The organism is Variovorax humicola, from assembly GCF_037889915.1.
GTDB lineage: Bacteria > Pseudomonadota > Gammaproteobacteria > Burkholderiales > Burkholderiaceae_C > Variovorax > Variovorax humicola.
Genome location: NZ_JBBKZV010000035.1, coordinates 43,169 through 61,541, shown reverse-complemented (window position 1 = coordinate 61,541; position 18,373 = coordinate 43,169). Strand labels below are relative to the sequence as shown.

Sequence of the window (18,373 nt, the reverse complement as noted above, 5' to 3'; positions counted from 1 at the left end):
CCCTGGAGGAGGGCTGCTCCATGGCTTTCGCGATCCAATCCGCATCGGTCTGGGCTGCGGTGCGCTCGGGCAGGAAGGGCGGGCTGATGATCATGAGGGCGCTCCTTACAGAGAGTGGAGGAGGTCGCCCATGCCGTCGCGCTGGATGGCGCAGTTGATCTCCCGGCCGATGAAGTCGTCCAGGTTGAAGTCGGCTGCGCCACTCGCGCCGAGGTTCAATGCGTGGGGGGTCTTGGGCAGGGGGCCGTATTCGAAGAGGCCGTTCAGGCCCCCTTGGTCTGAGAGGCGGACCGGCTCCAAGGCCGGACGGCCAAGGACGACTGGAGTGGCTTCGCTGTGGATCTGGAGCGTGTGCGTGCTCGCGCCGATCCGCGTGGATGGTGACATGGGTTCTCCCTGAAATTGTTTTGGCCGGACCGGAGGTCGACAGCGGCCAACGAATTTACCCAATTCCTTCTCGGGCTGTCTACTGCCAAATGCAGGAGAGGCGGCCTCGCCCCGAACCAGCACAGGTTGAGTCGCAGCCCTCCGCGCGGCCGGCGTCGGCCGGCGTAGCTGACGATGAGGGGTGAACGGCCTTCCTTCGCCGAGAGCAGCGAGGAGCCCCCGAGTCAATCCTGCGTAGCCCAGTCCACAAGGGCATCGAAGGCGGGACGCGCGGCGGCTGCGTTTGCATGGTTGGCAATGGCCACCAGCACGTAGCGCCGGCCGCTTTCGCCATCGACGAAACCCGCCACGCCGGCCACGTCGCGCAGCGACCCGGTCTTGAGGTGCGCGGCGACGCCGGAGCGCAGCGCGCGCTTTCGCAGCGTGCCATCCACGCCCGTGGCGGGCAGCGACGACATCAGCTCGGGCATCACCGGTGAGCGCCAGGCGTGAACCAGCATCTTCGCCAGCTCGGCGGCGGTGATGCGCTCGTCGCGCGACAGGCCGGAGCCGTTGTCGAACACCGGCTGGCCTTCGCCGGTGCCGATGCGGTCGTTCCACCACTGGCGCAGTGCGGTGCGCGCGGCGTCGAGCGTGCCGCGGCTCTTCTGCTGCAGCCCCAACGTCAGGAACAACTGCTGCGCCATGACGTTGTTGCTGTACTTGTTGATGTCGCGGATCACTTCGGCGAGCGGCGGCGAACTGGCCTCGAACGCCGGCTTGAGCCCGGCCGGCACGCGGCCTTCCCGCACCTGGCCCTTGAGCTGGTTGCCCATGTCGCTCCACATGCCGCCAACGGCGCGCACCCCGTAGCTGCGTGGATCGGCGTACGCCACCGCCCAGGTCTTCTCGCCGCAGGCCGCCGCATAGCTGCCGTTGAAGCGGATGCGCGCCGGGTCGCTGAAATCGGCGCGCAGGTTGCCGCGGTAGTCGCCACATTCGCCGCCTGCGAGCGGCACCGAAGGCTGCATCGCCACGCCGGCCAGCGAAGGCTCGAAGCTGACCTGCGCAGTCTGCGCCTGGCGGTCGGGCACAAAAGTCATCACCACCGACTTGAAGTTGATCAGCAACGCGTCGGGCGATGCGTTGTATGGCCGCAGCGGTTCGCCGTCGAAGGCGGAGGGGTCGGGCTCGGACTGGTTCTCGAAGGCGCTGCGGTCGATGACGATGTCGCCCGTCACGGTGCGGATGCCAAGCCCTTGCACGCGGCGCATCAGCAGCCAGAGCCGCTCGACCACCATCTTCGGGTCGCCCTGGCCCTTGATGTAGAGATTGCCGTTGAGCACGCCGTTGCTCACGGGGCCGTCGATGTACACCGGCGTGGTCCAGGCGTACGCAGGGCCGAGCAGGTCGAGTCCGGCATAGGTGGTGACCAGCTTCATGATCGACGCCGGGTTCACCGGCACCTGGGAGCGCCAGGCGAGCCGGGGCGGCTTGCCGCCCTCGGCATCGATCACCAGCATCGTCACTGCATCGCGCGGCACCTTGGCGCGGATCAGCGCCGCGTCGACGTCAGGGGGCAGGATTTGCTGGGCGGCAGCGCCGATGCTGAACAGTGCCGCCGCGGCCAGGCAAACAAGAGGGGCGAATCGCATCGATGGATTATCCGGGTCGAACTGCGCCTGCAACGGCCTCGGCGCTCGCGACGGCCAGTTGCTGCCGACGCGCCTGCCTCGCGTGACTTCCTGTCCGGCCCTGCAAACGTGCAGGTGCGTTGGTCCGACCGGTCCTTTGGCCCCGGCGAGCAGCGGTTTGGGGGCGGGCCTCGATAATCCCCGGATGCCCGTTGCCCCCCGTCTCTCTCCGCGCGCCGTCGGCTTCGGCGCGGCCGTGATCACCGTGCTGGTGTGGACCGCGTTCATCGTGATCGCCCGCGCCTCGGCCACCCGCTCGCTGCTGCCGTTCGACATTGCCGTCGCGCGCATGTGCGGCGCCAGCCTGGTGCTGATGCCGTGGGGCGCCTGGCTGGTCCGCAAGGCGAAACGCGAGGCAGGCGGCGGGCCGGTCGTCAGCTCGATGTTCGGCCTGTCGCCGCTCGGCTTGCGGGTGACGGCGCTGGGGGGCGTGTTCGGCGGGCTGGGCTATGCGCTGGTGGCGTACTGCGGTTTTTTCTATGCGCCTGCCGCGCATGCATCGGTGCTGATGCCGGGCAGCCTTCCGCTCTGGACCACCTTGCTCGCCGCGCTGGTGCTGCGCGACCGGATCACCAAGATGCGCGCGGCCGGGCTGGCGCTGATCGTTGTCGGCGATCTGCTGGTGGGCGGCAGCAGCTTGTTGCATGCTTTCGAGGGCGGCGAGATCTGGAAGGGCGATTTGCTCTTCATGAGCGCCGCGTTCTGCTGGGCCTGCTACAGCATCGTCGTGCGCCGCAACGGGCTCGACGCGGTGCGCGCCACCATCGCGATCACCGTGTTCGCCACGATGACCTTCGTGCCGGCGTATGGGCTGCTCGCGGCCGCCGGGTGGATCACGAGCCATCTGGGCACTGCGCCGCGCGGCGAGATCGCGTTCCAGATGCTGTTCCAGGGACTCGGGTCGGTGGTGATCTCGGGCATCACCTTCACGCGAATGATCCAGTACTTCGGGCCGGTGCGGTCCACCATGATCACCGCGCTGGTGCCCGGGCTGTCGGCGTTCGGGGCCGTGGTGTTCCTGGCCGAGCCGCTGCACTGGAGCCTGCTGGCCGGGCTGCTCCTGGTGACCGGCGGCATCCTGTTCGGCGTGCAGCGCGTGCAGCGCGTGCAGCCGAACGCGCCGAAAGCGGCGACGCCGTTGGCACGCGTGGCGGGGCAGGCCGATGCATAAGCTGCTCGCCTTCGACACCAGCACCGAACTGCTCTCGGTAGCCGTGCAAAACGGCGACTTGCTGCAGGCCCACACCGCCGCGGGCGGCGCGCAATCGTCCACGACGCTGATTCCGCTGATCCTGCAGCTGCTGGCCGAGGCCCGGCTGACGCTGCAGGAACTCGACGCCATTGCGTTCGGCCGCGGGCCAGGCTCCTTCACCGGGCTGCGCACGGCTTGCTCGGTGGCGCAGGGCCTGGGCTTTGGCGCCGGCGTGCGCCTGCTGCCGATCGATACGCTGCACGCCGTCGCGGAGGAAGCGCGCGAACGTTTCGGCGCAAGGCGCGTGGTGGCGCTGCTCGATGCGCGCATGGACCAGGTCTATGCGGCCGAATACGACTTCGATGCGAATGCGTCCGCTGGCAGCGAAGCACGGGTGCTCGCGCCGGAAGACGTGCGCGTGCCCGAGGGGTGGGCACTGGCAGGCAATGCCTTCCAGGCCTACGGCGGTCGCTTGCCTGGCGCCGCAGGGCGCCACGAGGTGCTGCCAACCGCGCCCGCCTTGTTGCGCCTCGCCCCTGCGATGATTGCCGCGGGCCGTACCGTTTCGCCGGCCGATGCATGGCCGCTCTATGTCCGCGATAAAGTGGCGCAGACGACGGAGGAACGCATGCGCATTCGCAGCGAAGCGTTCGCGGCGCCGAACACTTGAAACCGATGAGCGCAGTACCGCAACCACCGCTGGAAGCCCGCCTCGAACCGCTCACCATCGATCGGCTCGAGCGGCTCTGTGCCGTCGAGGAGTCTGCCTACACGCACCCCTGGACGCGCGCCAACTTCATAGATTCGCTGCACGCCGGCTATCACTGCCAGTTGCTGATGGGCGGCGACCAGCTCATCGGCTATTTCGTCGCCATGAAGGGCGTGGACGAGGTGCACTTGCTCAACCTCACCGTGGCACCCGCATACCAGCGCCAGGGCTGGGCGCCGATGCTGCTGGAGGCGTTGGCCGGATGGTCGCGCGGGCAGGGGGCGCAATGGCTCTGGCTGGAAGTGCGTGCGGCCAATGCGCGCGCGCTCGCCATCTACGAGCGTGCCGGTTTCCGGCGCGTGGGCGTACGCAAGGGCTACTACCCGGCGCTGGACAACCAGCGCGAGGACGCGATCGTCATGAGCCTGCTGCTCAATGAATCGCCCACTGCATGGGGCCAGCTGGGATGAGACACCTCCGAAGCGCCTGCGGCGCCTCCCTCTCGACTGTGCAGTGCTCGTCGCGGCCATGTCTCGCGGAAACGCTCCAGTGTCATGGAGCGCTGAAATGAGCGCCCTCGCGTTGGACCCACGGCAGCGCGCGATGCTCGAAGAGATGGGCGTGAAGGTCTGGTTTCCGCCTCGGGCCGTAGCGGAACCGGTTGCGTCGGTTGGCGACGATCCGGCCGTGAGTGCGTCGGAATCCGCTGTGGCCACGTCGCGCATGGACACGCGTCGCACCGCGCAACACGAAGAGCCGACGCGCCCTGTGGGAACCCGGTCGCCCGTGGCAGCGCCCGCCCCGGCCGCACGCCCGGCGCCCTCACCTTCGGCGCCCGCCCGGCCGGCTGCCGCTGTCGTCGGCGAAGCGGTGCAAATCGAACCGCCGCAGCGCCTCTACGGCGGCAGCGCGGCACAAGGCGGATGGCTGATCGTGGCCGACATGCTGCCCGAACCCGATGGCCGTCACGGCGAGCCGTTCGCGGGCGATGCCGGGCGGCTGCTCGAGAACATGCTGCGCGCGCTGCAGCTGAACAGCGGCGCAACGCCAGTGCACCTGATGCGCACGCACCGTGGCACCACCTCCTCGGCATGCTCGTCGCAGCCGTTCGAACAGAGCTTCGACGCCCATGCCGCAACGGTCGCGCCGCGCATGGTGCTCGCGATGGGCCCGCTCGCGGCGCAAAGCCTGCTGCAGCGCAACGAGCCGCTCGGCAAGCTGCGAGGCCGCGTGGCCGAACTGGCGGGCCAAACGGGCGTGCAAGTGGTCGCGACCTACCACCCGGCTTACCTCTTGCGCAACCCGGCCGACAAGGCTCGCGCCTGGGCCGACCTCTGCCTGGCCGCCGCGCAAGTCGACTGAGTGCCACCAGCCCGGAACCTAGAATCCCGGGCCATGACTTTTCTCTACAAGCTGCGCGCGGCCGAGCAGCAAAACGCATCCATGCTGTGCGTCGGCCTCGATCCGGAACCGAGCCGTTTCCCGGCGCAGCTCAAGGGCGATGCCAGCCGCATCTACGACTTCTGCGCGCGCATCGTCGATGCGACGGCCGACCTGGCGATCGCCTTCAAGCCGCAGATCGCCTACTTCGCCGCGCACCGCGCAGAGGACCAGCTTGAACAACTGATGGAACACATGCGGCGCAACGCGCCCCATGTGCCCACGATCCTCGATGCCAAGCGCGGCGACATCGGCTCGACCGCCGAGCAGTACGCCATCGAAGCCTTCGAGCGCTACGGCGCCGATGCGGTCACGCTGTCGCCGTTCATGGGCTTCGATTCGGTCGAGCCTTACCTGCGGCACGCGGGCAAGGGCGCCTTCCTGCTGTGCCGCACCAGCAACCCCGGCGGGTCGGATCTGCAGGGACAACGGCTCGCGAGCGTCGAGGGCGAACCCTTCCTCTATGAACACATCGCGCGGCTGGCGCAAGGCCCGTGGAACCTGAACGGGCAGCTCGGCCTCGTGGTGGGCGCGACCTATCCCGCCGAGATCGAGCGCGTGCGCACGCTCGCACCGACCGTGCCGCTGTTGATCCCCGGCGTGGGCGCGCAAGGCGGCGATGCGGCCGCCACGGTGCGCGCGGGTTGGCGCGAAGACGCGCCGATCGTCGTCAACTCATCGCGTGCCATCTGCTACGCATCGTCCGGCGACGATTTCGAGGAAGCCGCGCGGCGCGAGGCCCGGCGCACGCGCGACATGCTGCACGCGGCCCGCGGCTGAGCGCAGCTACTTGACCGGGACGGGCGCCGTTTCCTGACGGTGCACCTCGGCCCAGCGCGGCAGTTCATCCAGCATGACCCCGAAGGCCGCGTCCTCCTCGGGCGGCGGCTCGGCGCCGACGCTTGCGTGATCGTGCCGCAGCTCGAGCAGGCGAGCTTGGGGCGAACGTGCCGCTGGATTTCTGTTGCTCGCCATCGGCGGCGTTCCTGCCTGTGCTCCCGAGCTCAAACTGGGCGTATTCAAGCTGCTCGCTGGAGCGGCCGCATTTCATTCGCGCGCAGGTATTTCAATTACTTTTCATTCACATTATTTATACTTAATCGTTCGTTTAATCAAATTGACAGGGGAGAAAAAACATGACGACATGGATGATTCGCTTGCGGCGCATAGTTCTGATTTGGATGCTTGGGGTGTTTGCGGCGGTGCCCGCGCTGGCCGACGCCTACACGCAGACGCGCTATCCCATCGTGCTGGTCCATGGCATGTTGGGCTGGGGTGATATTGCGGGCTACGACCACTTCTACGGCATCCCCGGTGCGCTGCGCGAAGGAGGCGCCAAGGTCTACGTCACCCAGGTGTCGGGCCTCAACACCACCGAGGCCCGAGGCGAGCAACTGCTCACGCAGATCCGCAATATTCTCGCCATCACCGGTGCTCAAAAGGTCAATCTGATCGGCCATTCGCATGGTGGGCCTACCGCTCGCTACGTCGCCGCCGTGGCGCCTCAACTGGTGGCCTCGGTCACCGCGGTGGGCAGTCCCCATCGTGGCAGCAAGCTGGCTGATGACGTGGCCAAAACCTTCCCGCCCGGCAGCCCCGGCGAAGCGATCCTCGCGGGTACGGCCAAGGCCTTGGCCACGATCATCGGAATGCTGTCAGGCAAGCAGAATCTGCCCGAAGTGCCCTTGGGCCCGGTCATGTCGCTGTCGACTGCGGGTGCGGCGGCCTTCAACGCCCGTTTTCCGCAGGGCATGCCCTCGGATTGCGGCGACGGCCCCGAACTCGTGAACGGCGTGCGCTACTTCTCCTGGACTGGCACCCAGCCCGTCACCAATCTGCTCGACCCATCGGATGTGCCGATGGCCCTGCTCAGCACAATACACGGCGAAGCCAACGACGGCCTTGTGACGGTCTGCAGCAGCCGGCTGGGGCGTCATCTTGGCGACTACCGGCAGAACCACCTCGACGAGATCAACCAGTTCTTCGGCCTGCGCGACCTGTTTTCGGTGAGTCCGGTGACGCTGTACCGCCAGCAGGCCAACCGCCTCAAGTCCCTGGGCATCTGAATTGGCGTCGCGCTCTTGGCAGGTGGCAGGCGCAGTGGTGGCCTGCGTCGCATTCGCGGTCTTCTCGAGGTTCTGGTTTGCCGACACACCGGCGCCGGTGGTGGCAGCCACGCCGTCGGCCGATGCACGCATGCCCTTGCCTGCGATAGATCGAGAGCGCCTGTCCAGCCGGTCAGGTGTCGGCGCGCCGTTGGCCGATCCGCTGCTGACACCCGAACTCGTCCGCATCTTCGAACAGATGCTCGGTGACGCGCGCGCCAAGGACAAGGCCGGCTTGCTGGCCGAGATGCGCGCCAGCATCGATGTCTACCTACCGCCGGAGTGGCGGGTGCGTGGGTTGGCGCTGCTGGAACGCTACGTCGACTACCGTGAAGCACTGAGCGCACTGACTGCGCCCGATCCACGCGACCCGGTAGCATTGCGTCAAGCCTTTGACGCCCGCGCCGCCCTGCGTGCGCGCTACTTCGCGCATGAAGAAGTGACGGGCCTGTTCGGGCCCGACGAGCAACTCGACCGCTACATGCTCGAAAAGCGTGAGTTGGAGCAGAACACCGTGCTCAGTGCCGAACAACGCCGCGAGGCGCTCGACCAGGCAGCCGCGACTTGGCTCACCCCCGAGCAGCGGCAGGACCGTATCGACGCGATTGCGCATCTGGCCGTGGCCGAACAGAGTGTTGCCTTCGAGGCCCGCGGCGCCTCGCCGCAAGAACGCTTCCAACTGCGCGAGCAGGCCTATGGCTACGAAGCGGCGCAACGCCTCGCCGCGCTAGACCAGCAAGAGCAAGACTGGCAGGCCCGATTGGCGCGCTACGCGGCCGCCGACGCGAGCACTCAAGCCCAGTTGCAGCAGCAGATCTTCACGCCGGAAGAGGCATTGCGCCTACCCGGTGCGCTGGCTCTACAGCGCGCGACGCAGGCGCCGAAACCGGTACGCTGAGGGCGCAACAACACCATCGCCGCCCGGCCGGGGTGGCCGCTGCGCAAGCCCCGACTTTCCAGGTTCGACCAGGCTGCCGATCCGCTGAGGCCAAGTGTTGCAGACAATGACCTGGAGCGCGGGCTTCACGCCGGCTTCGCGGGAGCGAGCCTGAAGTCGTAGTGCGCCGACCAGTACGGCTTGCTCATCGCGCGCCCGTCCGCGGCCGTTCCGGGCGCGTGCTGCTCGAACGGCACGATCAGGCTTTCGCGCACGCCGAAGACGATGTCGGACTCGATGTACGGGCTGTCGGCGACGAACAGGTGCGTGGTCACGGGCACATGCCCTTCGGCCGAGACGATCATGTGGATGTGGCCGGGCCGGTTGGGGTCGCGTCCCATGCGCTCGATCATGCGGCCCACCGGGCCGTCCATCGGGATCGGGTAGAAGCTGGGCCGGATCGACCAGAGCCAGAAGCGTCCCTGCGCATCGGTGCGGAAGACGCCGCGCGCGCGCATCTGGCCGCTGCCCTCCATCTGCATGTCGTAGACGCCCTCGCCGTCGCCGGACCACACATCGAGCACCGCGCCGGCCAGGGGGCAGCCGTCGGTGTCCGTCACGCGGCCGGTGTAGAGCGCGGGCTCGCCCGGCACGCCTTCGCCGATGTCGTAGCCCAGCGGGCGTTCGGGCGCGCCGGCCCAGTAGTACGGGCCCTGCACCGTGGCCTCGGTCGCCGGCGTGGCGCCCGCCGGTGCTTCCGACGCGCGGGCCTGTGCCAGCGCGACGACCAGCATCGAGACGCCCAGCGTGTCCGACAGCAGGATGAACTCCTGCCGCTTGTCGGTGCAGGCCTTGCCGGTGGCGGTCAGGAACTGGATGGCCTGCATCCACTCGTCGCCGGTCAGGTCGACCGAGCGCACGAAGTCGTGGACGTGGCGCACCAGCGAAGTCATGACCTCCTTGAATCGGGCGTCGGTGCAGCCTTCGAGGCGGGCAATGACTTCGTCGGTGAGGCTCTGGGTCGCGTGGGTGGCTTCGGCCATCGGGGTCTCCTTTGTATTCGGGCGCCTACGTTATCCATAGACGCGGTGCAGTGAAAGTGAAATATTTCGATAAAGTCCATCTACGTCATCGATTGAATTGGACCCCGAGATGGAGCTGCGCCACCTTCGCTATTTCTGCGCACTGGCGGAATGCCTGAACTTCACCCGGGCGGCCGAGCGCGTGCACGTGACGCAGTCGACCTTGTCGCACCAGATCCGGCAACTCGAGGACGAACTGGGCCATGAACTGTTCGATCGCATCGGCAGGCGCGTGCTGCTGACCGAGGCCGGCGAAACCTTCCTGGGCTATGCCTCGAAGGCCCTGCGCGAGGTCGACCAGGGGCTCGGCGAACTGAAGCGTTCGGCCGGTGCGCTGTCGGGCGAGGTGCGCATCGGCGCCACGCATACCTTCAACATCGCCTTCGTGCCCGAGTGCCTTGCGGCCTTCCTGACCCGGCACCCGACGGTGAAGGTCTGCGTCGACGAACTGGCGGCCGCCGCCATCGGCCAGCGCCTGGCGGAAGGGACGCTCGACGTGGGCATCGCCTACGAGCCGACCGACCCCGAGGTGCTGTGGTTCGAGCCGCTCTACAACGAGGAGATGGTGCTCGTCGTCGGCGCCGGGCACGCCTTCGCGGCACGCAAGCGCCTGCGCATGGTCGAGCTGCACAAGCAGCCCCTGGTGCTGCTGCCCAGGATGTTCACGACGCGCACGCTGCTCGAGCAATGCTTTTCGAGCTGCGGCGCCGAGCCGGTGGTCGCCGCCGAACTGAACACCATCGCGCCGATGATCGACCTGGTGGCACGCACGCACCTCGCGGCGATCGTGTCGCGCAACGCCGTGCCGGCGCGCGATGACATCCGCGTGATTCCGCTGGAGAGCCCTACGCCGATGCGCACGCCCGGCCTGCTGTGGAAGCGCGATGCGCGGCAGAGCGCGGCGGTCAAGTCCTTCGCGCGGGACATCCGCAAGGCGGCGCTCAATCGCAGCCTGCAGCTCAAGCCTTAGATCGACAGCATCGATCAATTGCATCGAAATTCTTCATTTCCTTGCACTTCCGTCAATCGTTAAGGTTCGCCCTCCGAAGCGAAAAGGATTGACATGAAGATCGGCAAGGAGACGGTGCCCCGCACCGCGATCTCGACCTCCGACGAGCACACGATCGTCGTGCGTGGCCGCAACCTGTGCGCCGAGCTGATCGGCAAGGTGTCGTTCACCGACTACTTCCACTTGCTGGTCACTGGCAGGATGCCCGATGCCGCGGGAACGGCGGTGCTGGACGCGACGCTGGTCGCCATTGCCGAACATGGCCTCGTCCCCAGCGTGCAGGCCAGCCGGATGACGCTCGCGGCCGCCCCCGACGCGATGCAGGGCGCCGTCGCCGCCGGGATCCTGGGCTGCGGCTCGGTGATCCTGGGCGCCTCCGAAACGGCGGGCCGCCTCTTCAGCGAGATCGACCAACGCGCCGGCAGTGGTGGTGACCTGGCCGAAGCCGCGCTCGCCGTGCTGGGCGAGTACCGCCTTGCCCGCAGGCCCATTCCGGGGTACGGACATCCGCTGCACAAGGAACGCGATCCGCGCGTGGACGCGCTGTTCGACGTGGCCCGCACATGCGGAGCGGACCTGCGCTTCGTCGCCATCGCCGAAGCCGTCGAGCGCGCGATCCCCCAAGTGCTGGGCAAGGAACTCAAGCTCAACGTCTCGGCCGCCATTCCCGCGGTGCTGCTCGGCATCGGCTTCCCGCTGGCGGCGCTCAAGGGCGTCCCGATCCTGGCCCGGACGGCGGGCCTCATCGCGCATCTCAACGAAGAGCTTGAACAGTCGATCGGGTTCGCGCTGTCGTACCAGGCATCGCGCGAGGTGGTCTACGAAGGCGACGTGCCGAGGGGCTTCGGCGCCGCGCACTGAAATGCATGGCGGCCACGAGGCCGTCCAACGCCGATCCTTCCGCACGCATGACGACAAATTCAACAGGAGACATCGCATATGGAAATCGCAAGAAGGCAGTTGATCGCGGCAGCAGCCCTGGCGCTCACGAGCGCGGGCGTGTGGGCGCAGTCGCCGCAGGCCGATTGGCCCACGAAGCCGATCAGGATCGTGGTCGGATTTGCCGCGGGCACGCCGCCGGACGTCTTCGCCCGCATCTATGGCGAGTACGCGGCGAAGACGCTGGGCGTGGCCGTCGTCATCGACAACCGGCCGGGCTCGGCGGGCAACCTGGCGACCGACGCCGTGGCCAAGTCGCCGGCCGACGGCTACACGGTGCTCTACAACGTCTCCACGGCCTTCACGATCAATCCGTACATCTACGCCAAGCTGCCCTTCGATCCGCAGAAGGACCTGGTGCCCGTGGCGACGACCATGCGCCAGGGCCTGGTGCTGATCTCCGGCCCCAAGCTGGAAGCCGGCTCGGTGAAGGACGTGGTGGCCATGGCGCGCAGCAAGCCCGACACGCTGTCTCATGCCTCCTATGGCGCCGGCAGCCCGTCCCACCTCGTCATGGAGTGGCTCAAGGACGAGACCAGGACGAGCATGCTGCATGTGCCGTATCGCGCCTCGCCGATCAGCGAATTGATCGGGGGGCAGGTCGACATGGTGCTGGAGCCGATGGCGACGGCTTACCCGCTGATCACCGGCGGGCGCGTCAAGGCGCTGGCCTACTCCGGCCCGCAGCGCCATCCCGCGATACCCAACGTGCCGACCTTCGCGGAGAGCACGCCCGGGCTGTCGATGACGTCGTGGCACGGCATCTGGGCACCCGCGGCCACGCCGGCGCCGGTCGTCGATCGCCTGCATGCCACGCTGAGGGCCGCCAGCCAGGACGCCGACGTCCAGCGCCGCATCAAGGAGCTGAACTGCGAGCCGCTGGGGCTTGAGCGTTCGGAAATGGCGCAGCTGGTCGCGCGCGACTCGGACATCTATGGCCGCATCGTCAAGGCCAAGAATATTCGTGTGGATTGAGTCCGCCCCCGTTGCCTGCTCACTTCGTGTTGACGGCTCCCCGAGCGCCCACGGACGGGCCTTGCTGCGCTGCCCGTTCATTCCATGCGCCGTGCGTGGCGCGCACCCTGATGGACCACTGAGGTGATCATGATCATTCATTCGAATATCCGGCGCTGGGCGCGTTGCGCACTCGGCGCCACCATCGGCTTGCTCGGGCTGGCGAATGCCGGCACGGCTGCCGCGCAGCAGCCAACCATGGCGGTGCACATGGTCGTGCCGTTCTCCGCCGGGACCACTACCGACAACGTGGCCCGCGTGGTCGGCACGCCGCTGGGCAAACGGCTGGGGCAGCCCGTCATCATCGACAACCGGCCGGGCGCCGGCGGCTCGATGGGCACCGAGCAGGTCGCGCGGGCGCAGCCGGACGGCGCGACGCTGGTGATGGGCACGGTCGGCACCCACGCGATCAATGCGTCGCTCTACCGCAAGCTGCCCTACGACCCGCAGAAGCAGTTCGCGCCGGTCGCTTTCGTCGGCTACACGCCGCTGCTGCTGGTCGTGCCGGCCGACTCCCCCGCCAAGACCCCTGCCGACCTCGCCCGCATGGCGCAGCGACCGAAGGGCATCACCTTTGCGTCCGCGGGCAATGGCACTTCCGGGCACCTCGCCGGGGAGTTGCTGGCGAAGCTGGGCGGGACGATGATCCATGTGCCCTACAAGGACGGCGCACAGGCGCTGACCGACCTGATGGCGGGCAACGTGGACTTCATGTTCTATCACCCGACCGCCGTGCTGCAGCACATCAAGAGCGGCAAGCTGCGGGCGCTGGGCGTCAGCAGCGCCGAGCGCAGCAAGGCCGCGCCCGACGTGCCGACGCTCGCCGAACAGGGCCTGGCCGGCTTCGACCTGGTTGCCTGGTTCGCCCTCTACGCGCCGGCGGCAACACCGGCTCCGGCGCTCGAGCGCCTGCGCGCCGTCGCGAACGACACCTTGATGGATCCTGACACCCAATCCCGCCTCGCCGTGCAAGGCGTCGAGGTGCGACCGATGCGCGGCGACGAACTGGCCCGCTTCACCGGTACCGAAGTCACCAAGTGGGCGGAACTGGTCAAGCGGTCGGGCGCGCAGGTGGATTGACGCGACAGACAAGCCCTCACAGGAACCCACACCATGTCCAAAGTCCTCGAAGGCATCACCGTCCTTGAGCAGGGAACCTTCATCACCGGCCCGGCTGCCGGCATGCTGCTCGCCGACCTCGGCGCGCGCGTGATCAAGATCGAGCAACCGGGGACCGGCGATCCCTTCCGCGCCTTTCGCGGCGGCCTCTACAGCCCGCACTTCCAGACCTACAACCGCAACAAGCAGAGCGTCACGCTCAACACCAAGAAGCCCGAAGACGCGGCCGCGTTCGACGAACTGGTGCGTGAGGCCGACGTCTATATCCAGAACTTCAGGCCCGGCGCGGCGCAGCGGCTGGGCGCGGGCTGGGAGCGGCTGCATGCGCTGAACCCACGGCTCGTGTATTGCGCAATCAGCGGCTTCGGCCAGGACGGCCCGGCGGCAGGACGGCCCGCTTACGACACGGTCGCGCAGGCCGCGAGTGCCTACCTGAAGCTGCTGGTCAATCCGGCCAACCCGCGCGTGGTCGGGCCCGCGCTCGCAGATGCGATGACGGGCTTCTATGCGGCCTACGGCGTGATGGGCGCGCTGATCGAGCGCGGGCGCACCGGCGTCGGGCGGCGTGTCGAGGTGTCGATGCTGGAGGCGATGTGCCACTTCAACCTGGATGCGTTCACCCACTACTTCTCCGAAGGCGAAGTGATGGGGCCGTACAGCCGGCCGAGCGTGTCGCAGTCCTACGTGCTCGAATGCGCGGACGGCAAGTGGATCGCGCTGCACATGTCCTCGCCGGAGAAGTTCTGGCAGGGCCTGGCCGACGCGGTCGAGCGCACGGACATATTCCAGGATCCGCGCTTCGCGACGCGGGAGGCCCGCATCGCGCACCAGGACGACATGATCCAGGTGCTCAGCGGGCTGTTCAAGCGGCGCACGCGCGAGCAATGGTGTGCGCGCCTGCTGGCGCGCGACGTGCCGCACGCGCCGATGTACGACACCAGCGAGGCGCTGGAAGACCCGCAGGCCAGGCACCTGCAACTGGCCATCGAGGCGCCGCATCCGACGATGGGCACCTGGCGCACCGTGCGCTCGCCGGTGAGCTTCGACGGGGAACGTGCGTTGACGGTGACGCCGCCGCCGCTGCTCGGGCAGCACGACGAGGAAGTGCTGGGGCCGATCCGGGAGCGGTTGCGGGGCCGGCGCACCGGAAGCTGAACGCGGCGGTTCAGCCGGCGGCCGGGAAACCCGCCTGGCGTAACCTGGCTTCGATGGCCTTCGCCGAATGCTGCAGGCTGGACAGGTGCCTGCCGACCATGTCGTCCGAATTCGCCAACGAAGGAACCCATACGCACGCCAGGCACGCGATGACGCGTTGCTCGCACTGGATCGGGACGGACAGGGCGCTGAATCGCTCCGGTGAATCGAGCGGCTCGTTCGACGGATCATCGCGCAGCGCGTAGCCGCGCTGGCGTATCTCGGCCACCATGCGGCGAATCCGGTCGGCCCGGATGCCTGAGTCCGCGTGGTCCGGCGAGCGTGCCAGGGCGCGCAGGATTTCCTCGCGTTCCTGGTCGGGACAGTACGCCAGGTAGCACCGTCCCATGGAGGACTTGAGCATCGGCGGCCGGAAGCTCAGCGCGTGGTAGTTGGGCGTCAGGCTTCCGGTGGATTCGGTGTCGAGAATCAGCATGCTGGTGCGATCGCGCACCGCCAGATTGACGGGCCAGGAAATCTTGCGCTGCAGGGCCGTGCGGATCGGCCTCGATATCAAGGACAGGCGGTCGCGCCAATCGTTCCGCGGCTGCACGGCGCGGGGTGCGGCCCGCGTGGCATAGCGCTTGGTGAGGGCGTCCCGTTCGATCCAGCCTTCTTCGTCCAGCGTCTTGAGGATGCGCAGCAAGGTCGCATGCGGCAGCAGCGTGTGCCGCTGGAGTTCGGTCAGCGTGATCCTGGGTGCCTGCTGAATCGCCTGCAGGACACGCAAGCCACGCTGCAGCGCGGCAATAGATTTGACACCGCCGGCGCCATCCGGGTCGTTCGTGGGTTGCACGTCAATGTTCACCAGGTGAAAGGATACCTTCCCGCAGCAAAGGCACGCAAATAGAGTTCGCCGCTGCAACAAGCGCGGTGCCTTGCCGCGCACACCAGGAACAATTTCAGATGCATGTCGTCATCGTCGGCGCGGGAGTCATGGGCGCCACCACCGCCTTCTTCCTGCAGCAAAGAGGCTGCGTGGTCACCGTTCTCGATCAGCAATCCGGGCCCGCCGAGGGCGCCAGCCATGCGAATGGCGGCTTCTTCTCGGCCGGACTTTCCGCGCCCTGGTCCGCGCCTGGCGCTGTCGGAATGGCATTCAAGTCGCAGTTCGACAAGTCGGCTGCGTTCAAGTGGAAGCCCGATTTCACGCTGCGGCAGGTCACCTGGATGCTGAAGTCCTTGAAGGAGTGCCGCCCGGAGCGGTTCGCCGGCAACCGCGCGCGGCTCACGCGCATGTGCATCTACGCGCTGGAGTGCCTGCGCGCGGTCGAGGCGGCCGTGGAGATCGACTACGAGCGCAGCAACGACGGCGTGCTGCAGCTCTACCGCGAGCCCGTGCCGGCCGCGCTGGTGGACGGCCACCTGAAGTACCTCGAAACCATGGGCGTCCCGGGCACGTTCCTGTCGGCAGCGCAGGTGTTCGCCATGGAGCCGGCGCTCGCGCGTTCGGCGCCGGGCCTGTTCGGCGCCCTGCACCTGCCCGGCGATCTCTCGGGGGACTGCGCCGTCTTCACCCGCAAGCTGGTCGATGCCATTCAGCGCAAGGGTGGCCGGTTCCTGTGGAGCACGCCGGTCGAGCGGGTCGTCGTCGATGAATCGGGGGCGTCCGCCGGCCGTGTAATGGCCATTGCCTGCCGAGGCGGCACGGTCATTCATGCCGATGCCTATGTGTTTGCGACCGGGGCGGAAACACCGCGCGTCCTGAAAGGCATCGTCGACGTGCCGCTCTATCCGATCAAGGGCTATTCGATGACTGCGCCGCTGCAGGACATGGAGAACGCGCCGCGGCACTCGATGTTCGACTTTGCGACCAAGACCGGCATGGCACGGCTGGGCAATGAAATCAGGGTTTCAGGCATTGCCGAGGTGGTCGGCTACGACGCACGGCTGGACAGGGCACGGTGCGACCAGTTGTCCGCCGCCTTCGAGGCCGCCTTCCCGAATGCCGCCAACCGCCGTGCCGCCACTTTCTGGACCGGGCTGCGGCCCGCGACGCCGGACGGGGTGCCGCTCGTCAGCCGGACTCGCCTGGGGAACCTCTTCATCAACACGGGACATGGCGGCAGTGGATGGTCCATGTCCTGCGGATCGGGCAAGCTGATGGCCGACATCGTCATCGATGGCAAGACGGATATCGACGCCAACGACTACGCACTGCCGGGCGTTAAGTCCCCGCATCGATAGGACGGCCACCGCGTTTGGCCGCGGAAGCACTACTATCAAAGTTCTGCTTTCGCGGAGATTCCCGAGATGACCATCGTCCCGTTCGGCACACATCATGACGCTTCCGTCAGGGGGCACCAATGAGCTTCGAAATCAATGCCACGCATGGCCCCAGCCTGCGCAGCTGGGTCGCAACCGCCAACGTGCCGGGCTGCGATTTCCCGATCCAGAACCTGCCGTTCGGCCGCTTCAGGCCCGCCGGCAGCAAGGAAGCCTTCCGCATCGGCGTTGCCATCGGCGACCGCGTGCTGGACCTCGAAGCCGCCCATGTGCTGGAGCACTCCGACATGAACCTGGTCATGTCCGCATCACCCGCCGAGCGGGCGGCCCTGCGAGCGGTGCTGTCCGAGGACCTGCGCGAAGGCAGCCCCAAGCAGAAGCATTGGCAACTCGCGTTATATGCGCAGGCTGACGTCGAGATGGGCGTGCCTTGCACCATCGGCGACTACACCGACTTCTACACCGGCATCCACCACGCCACCACGGTCGGCAAGCTGTTCCGCCCCGACCAGCCGCTGATGCCCAACTACAAGTGGGTGCCCATCGGCTACCACGGCCGCGCCTCGTCCATCGGCGTGAGCGGCCAGCGTTTCAAGCGGCCGATGGGCCAGACCAAGGCCGCGGATGCCGAGGCCCCCACCTTCGGCCCCTCCAAGCGGCTGGACTACGAACTGGAACTGGGCTTCTTCATCGGTCAGGGCAATGCGCTGGGCGAGCCAATCGGCATCGTAGAGGCCGAGCAGCACCTGTTTGGCGTGACCCTGCTCAACGACTGGTCGGCGCGCGACCTGCAGGCCTGGGAATACCAGCCGCTCGGACCCTTTCTCTCGAAGAATTTCGCCACCACGCTTTCGCCCTGGCTCGTGACGATGGAAGCCCTCGCGCCGTTTCGCGCGAAGGCCTTCGAGCGCCCGGCCGGCGACCCGGCGCCGTTGCCCTACCTCGACAGCGACGTGAACCGGCACACCGGCGCCCTGGACATCACGCTGGAGGTCTGGCTGCAGACCGCGAAGATGCGCGCCGCCGGCGAGCCCGCCACGCGCCTCACGCGCGGCAACACCACGCAGGCGGCCTATTGGACGCCGGCGCAACTGGTCGCGCACCACACGGTCAACGGCTGCAACCTGCAGCCCGGCGACCTGCTGGGCTCGGGCACGCTGTCGGGCCCCGAGCCCGACCAGGCCGGCTCGCTGCTGGAACTCACGCTGGGCGGCAAGAACCCGATCACGCTTCCCAACGGCGAGCGCCGTACCTTCCTCGAGAACGGCGACACGCTCACCATTCGCGGCCACTGCGAGCGCAAGGGGGCGGTGCGCATCGGGCTGGGTGAAGTGAGCGGAACGGTGGTTGGCTGAGGCGGCGCGGAACGAGTCTTGCGGTTCATTTCAGTTTTCCGCGGCCGGCAGG

19 protein-coding genes are annotated in these 18,373 nt (G+C 67.7%); 14 read left to right on the top strand and 5 right to left on the bottom strand.

All coding sequences use genetic code 11. The features are described 5' to 3' along the window. Positions 1-105: 105 nt before the first annotated feature. Complete coding sequence (locus WKW80_RS31665) at positions 106-387, bottom strand: hypothetical protein (RefSeq protein ID WP_340367566.1); 282 nt, start codon at positions 385-387, stop codon at positions 106-108. 224 nt (positions 388-611) lie between these two features. Further along, entirely contained in the window at positions 612-2,021 is a 1,410-nt protein-coding gene (dacB, locus tag WKW80_RS31660; RefSeq protein ID WP_340367565.1) for a D-alanyl-D-alanine carboxypeptidase/D-alanyl-D-alanine endopeptidase, read from the bottom strand. Positions 2,022-2,205: 184 nt separating this feature from the next. Between dacB and WKW80_RS31655 the strand changes: the two genes are divergently transcribed. The 5 genes from WKW80_RS31655 (at position 2,206) to pyrF (ending at position 6,181) form a co-directional block, all read left to right on the top strand. Then, complete coding sequence (locus tag WKW80_RS31655) at positions 2,206-3,231, top strand: DMT family transporter (protein ID WP_340367564.1); 1,026 nt, start codon at positions 2,206-2,208, stop codon at positions 3,229-3,231. Continuing rightward, positions 3,224-3,922, top strand: coding sequence for a tRNA (adenosine(37)-N6)-threonylcarbamoyltransferase complex dimerization subunit type 1 TsaB (gene tsaB / locus WKW80_RS31650; protein ID WP_340367563.1), 699 nt, complete (start codon positions 3,224-3,226; stop codon positions 3,920-3,922). Before WKW80_RS31655 ends, tsaB begins: the two co-directional genes overlap by 8 nt. Positions 3,923-3,927: 5 nt before the next feature. Continuing rightward, positions 3,928-4,431 (top strand): ribosomal protein S18-alanine N-acetyltransferase, encoded by a 504-nt coding sequence (gene rimI / locus WKW80_RS31645; protein ID WP_340367562.1) that lies wholly within the window; start codon positions 3,928-3,930, stop codon positions 4,429-4,431. A 97-nt stretch (positions 4,432-4,528) separates the two neighbouring features. Continuing rightward, on the top strand, positions 4,529-5,323 hold the full coding sequence (locus WKW80_RS31640) for a uracil-DNA glycosylase (protein ID WP_340367561.1): 795 nt from the start codon (positions 4,529-4,531) through the stop codon (positions 5,321-5,323). 33 nt (positions 5,324-5,356) lie between these two features. Continuing rightward, positions 5,357-6,181 carry an orotidine-5'-phosphate decarboxylase gene (gene pyrF / locus WKW80_RS31635; protein WP_340367560.1) on the top strand — a complete coding sequence of 275 codons (825 nt, stop codon included), beginning with the start codon at positions 5,357-5,359 and terminating at the stop codon, positions 6,179-6,181. Between the two features lie 6 nt (positions 6,182-6,187). Here pyrF and WKW80_RS31630 read toward each other — a convergent pair whose 3' ends face one another. Next, on the bottom strand, positions 6,188-6,376 hold the full coding sequence (locus WKW80_RS31630) for a hypothetical protein (RefSeq protein WP_340367559.1): 189 nt from the start codon (positions 6,374-6,376) through the stop codon (positions 6,188-6,190). Positions 6,377-6,537: 161 nt separating this feature from the next. Between WKW80_RS31630 and WKW80_RS31625 the strand changes: the two genes are divergently transcribed. Continuing rightward, the gene (locus WKW80_RS31625; RefSeq protein WP_340367558.1) at positions 6,538-7,467 is read left to right on the top strand and encodes an esterase/lipase family protein; all 930 of its coding nucleotides are present in this window, start codon (positions 6,538-6,540) and stop codon (positions 7,465-7,467) included. 1 nt (position 7,468) lies between these two features. Further along, on the top strand, positions 7,469-8,404 hold the full coding sequence (locus WKW80_RS31620) for a lipase secretion chaperone (protein ID WP_340367557.1): 936 nt from the start codon (positions 7,469-7,471) through the stop codon (positions 8,402-8,404). Between the two features lie 125 nt (positions 8,405-8,529). Here WKW80_RS31620 and WKW80_RS31615 read toward each other — a convergent pair whose 3' ends face one another. After that, complete coding sequence (locus WKW80_RS31615) at positions 8,530-9,426, bottom strand: dioxygenase family protein (protein ID WP_340367556.1); 897 nt, start codon at positions 9,424-9,426, stop codon at positions 8,530-8,532. 109 nt (positions 9,427-9,535) lie between these two features. On the opposite strand from WKW80_RS31615, the gene WKW80_RS31610 reads away from it, so the two are divergent. The 5 genes from WKW80_RS31610 to WKW80_RS31590 all read left to right on the top strand — a co-directional run bounded on the left by WKW80_RS31610 (position 9,536) and on the right by WKW80_RS31590 (position 14,701). After that, positions 9,536-10,435, top strand: a complete 900-nt coding sequence (locus WKW80_RS31610) for a LysR substrate-binding domain-containing protein (protein ID WP_340367555.1) — start codon at positions 9,536-9,538, stop codon at positions 10,433-10,435. Between the two features lie 93 nt (positions 10,436-10,528). Further along, the gene (locus WKW80_RS31605; protein WP_340367554.1) at positions 10,529-11,335 is read left to right on the top strand and encodes a citryl-CoA lyase; all 807 of its coding nucleotides are present in this window, start codon (positions 10,529-10,531) and stop codon (positions 11,333-11,335) included. A gap of 78 nt (positions 11,336-11,413) precedes the next feature. Beyond that, positions 11,414-12,388: a Bug family tripartite tricarboxylate transporter substrate binding protein gene (locus WKW80_RS31600; protein WP_340367553.1), complete on the top strand. Its 975-nt coding sequence runs from the start codon at positions 11,414-11,416 to the stop codon at positions 12,386-12,388. 129 nt (positions 12,389-12,517) lie between these two features. Continuing rightward, positions 12,518-13,507 carry a Bug family tripartite tricarboxylate transporter substrate binding protein gene (locus WKW80_RS31595; RefSeq protein WP_340367552.1) on the top strand — a complete coding sequence of 330 codons (990 nt, stop codon included), beginning with the start codon at positions 12,518-12,520 and terminating at the stop codon, positions 13,505-13,507. A gap of 33 nt (positions 13,508-13,540) precedes the next feature. Next, positions 13,541-14,701, top strand: coding sequence for a CaiB/BaiF CoA transferase family protein (locus tag WKW80_RS31590; RefSeq protein ID WP_340367551.1), 1,161 nt, complete (start codon positions 13,541-13,543; stop codon positions 14,699-14,701). Positions 14,702-14,711: 10 nt separating this feature from the next. Here WKW80_RS31590 and WKW80_RS31585 read toward each other — a convergent pair whose 3' ends face one another. Then, on the bottom strand, positions 14,712-15,536 hold the full coding sequence (locus WKW80_RS31585; protein WP_340367550.1) for a helix-turn-helix domain-containing protein: 825 nt from the start codon (positions 15,534-15,536) through the stop codon (positions 14,712-14,714). A 110-nt stretch (positions 15,537-15,646) separates the two neighbouring features. Between WKW80_RS31585 and WKW80_RS31580 the strand changes: the two genes are divergently transcribed. After that, the gene (locus tag WKW80_RS31580; protein ID WP_340367549.1) at positions 15,647-16,927 is read left to right on the top strand and encodes a D-amino acid dehydrogenase; all 1,281 of its coding nucleotides are present in this window, start codon (positions 15,647-15,649) and stop codon (positions 16,925-16,927) included. Positions 16,928-17,046: 119 nt separating this feature from the next. Continuing rightward, positions 17,047-18,321, top strand: coding sequence for a fumarylacetoacetase (gene fahA / locus WKW80_RS31575; RefSeq protein ID WP_340367548.1), 1,275 nt, complete (start codon positions 17,047-17,049; stop codon positions 18,319-18,321). Positions 18,322-18,373 lie beyond the last annotated feature (52 nt).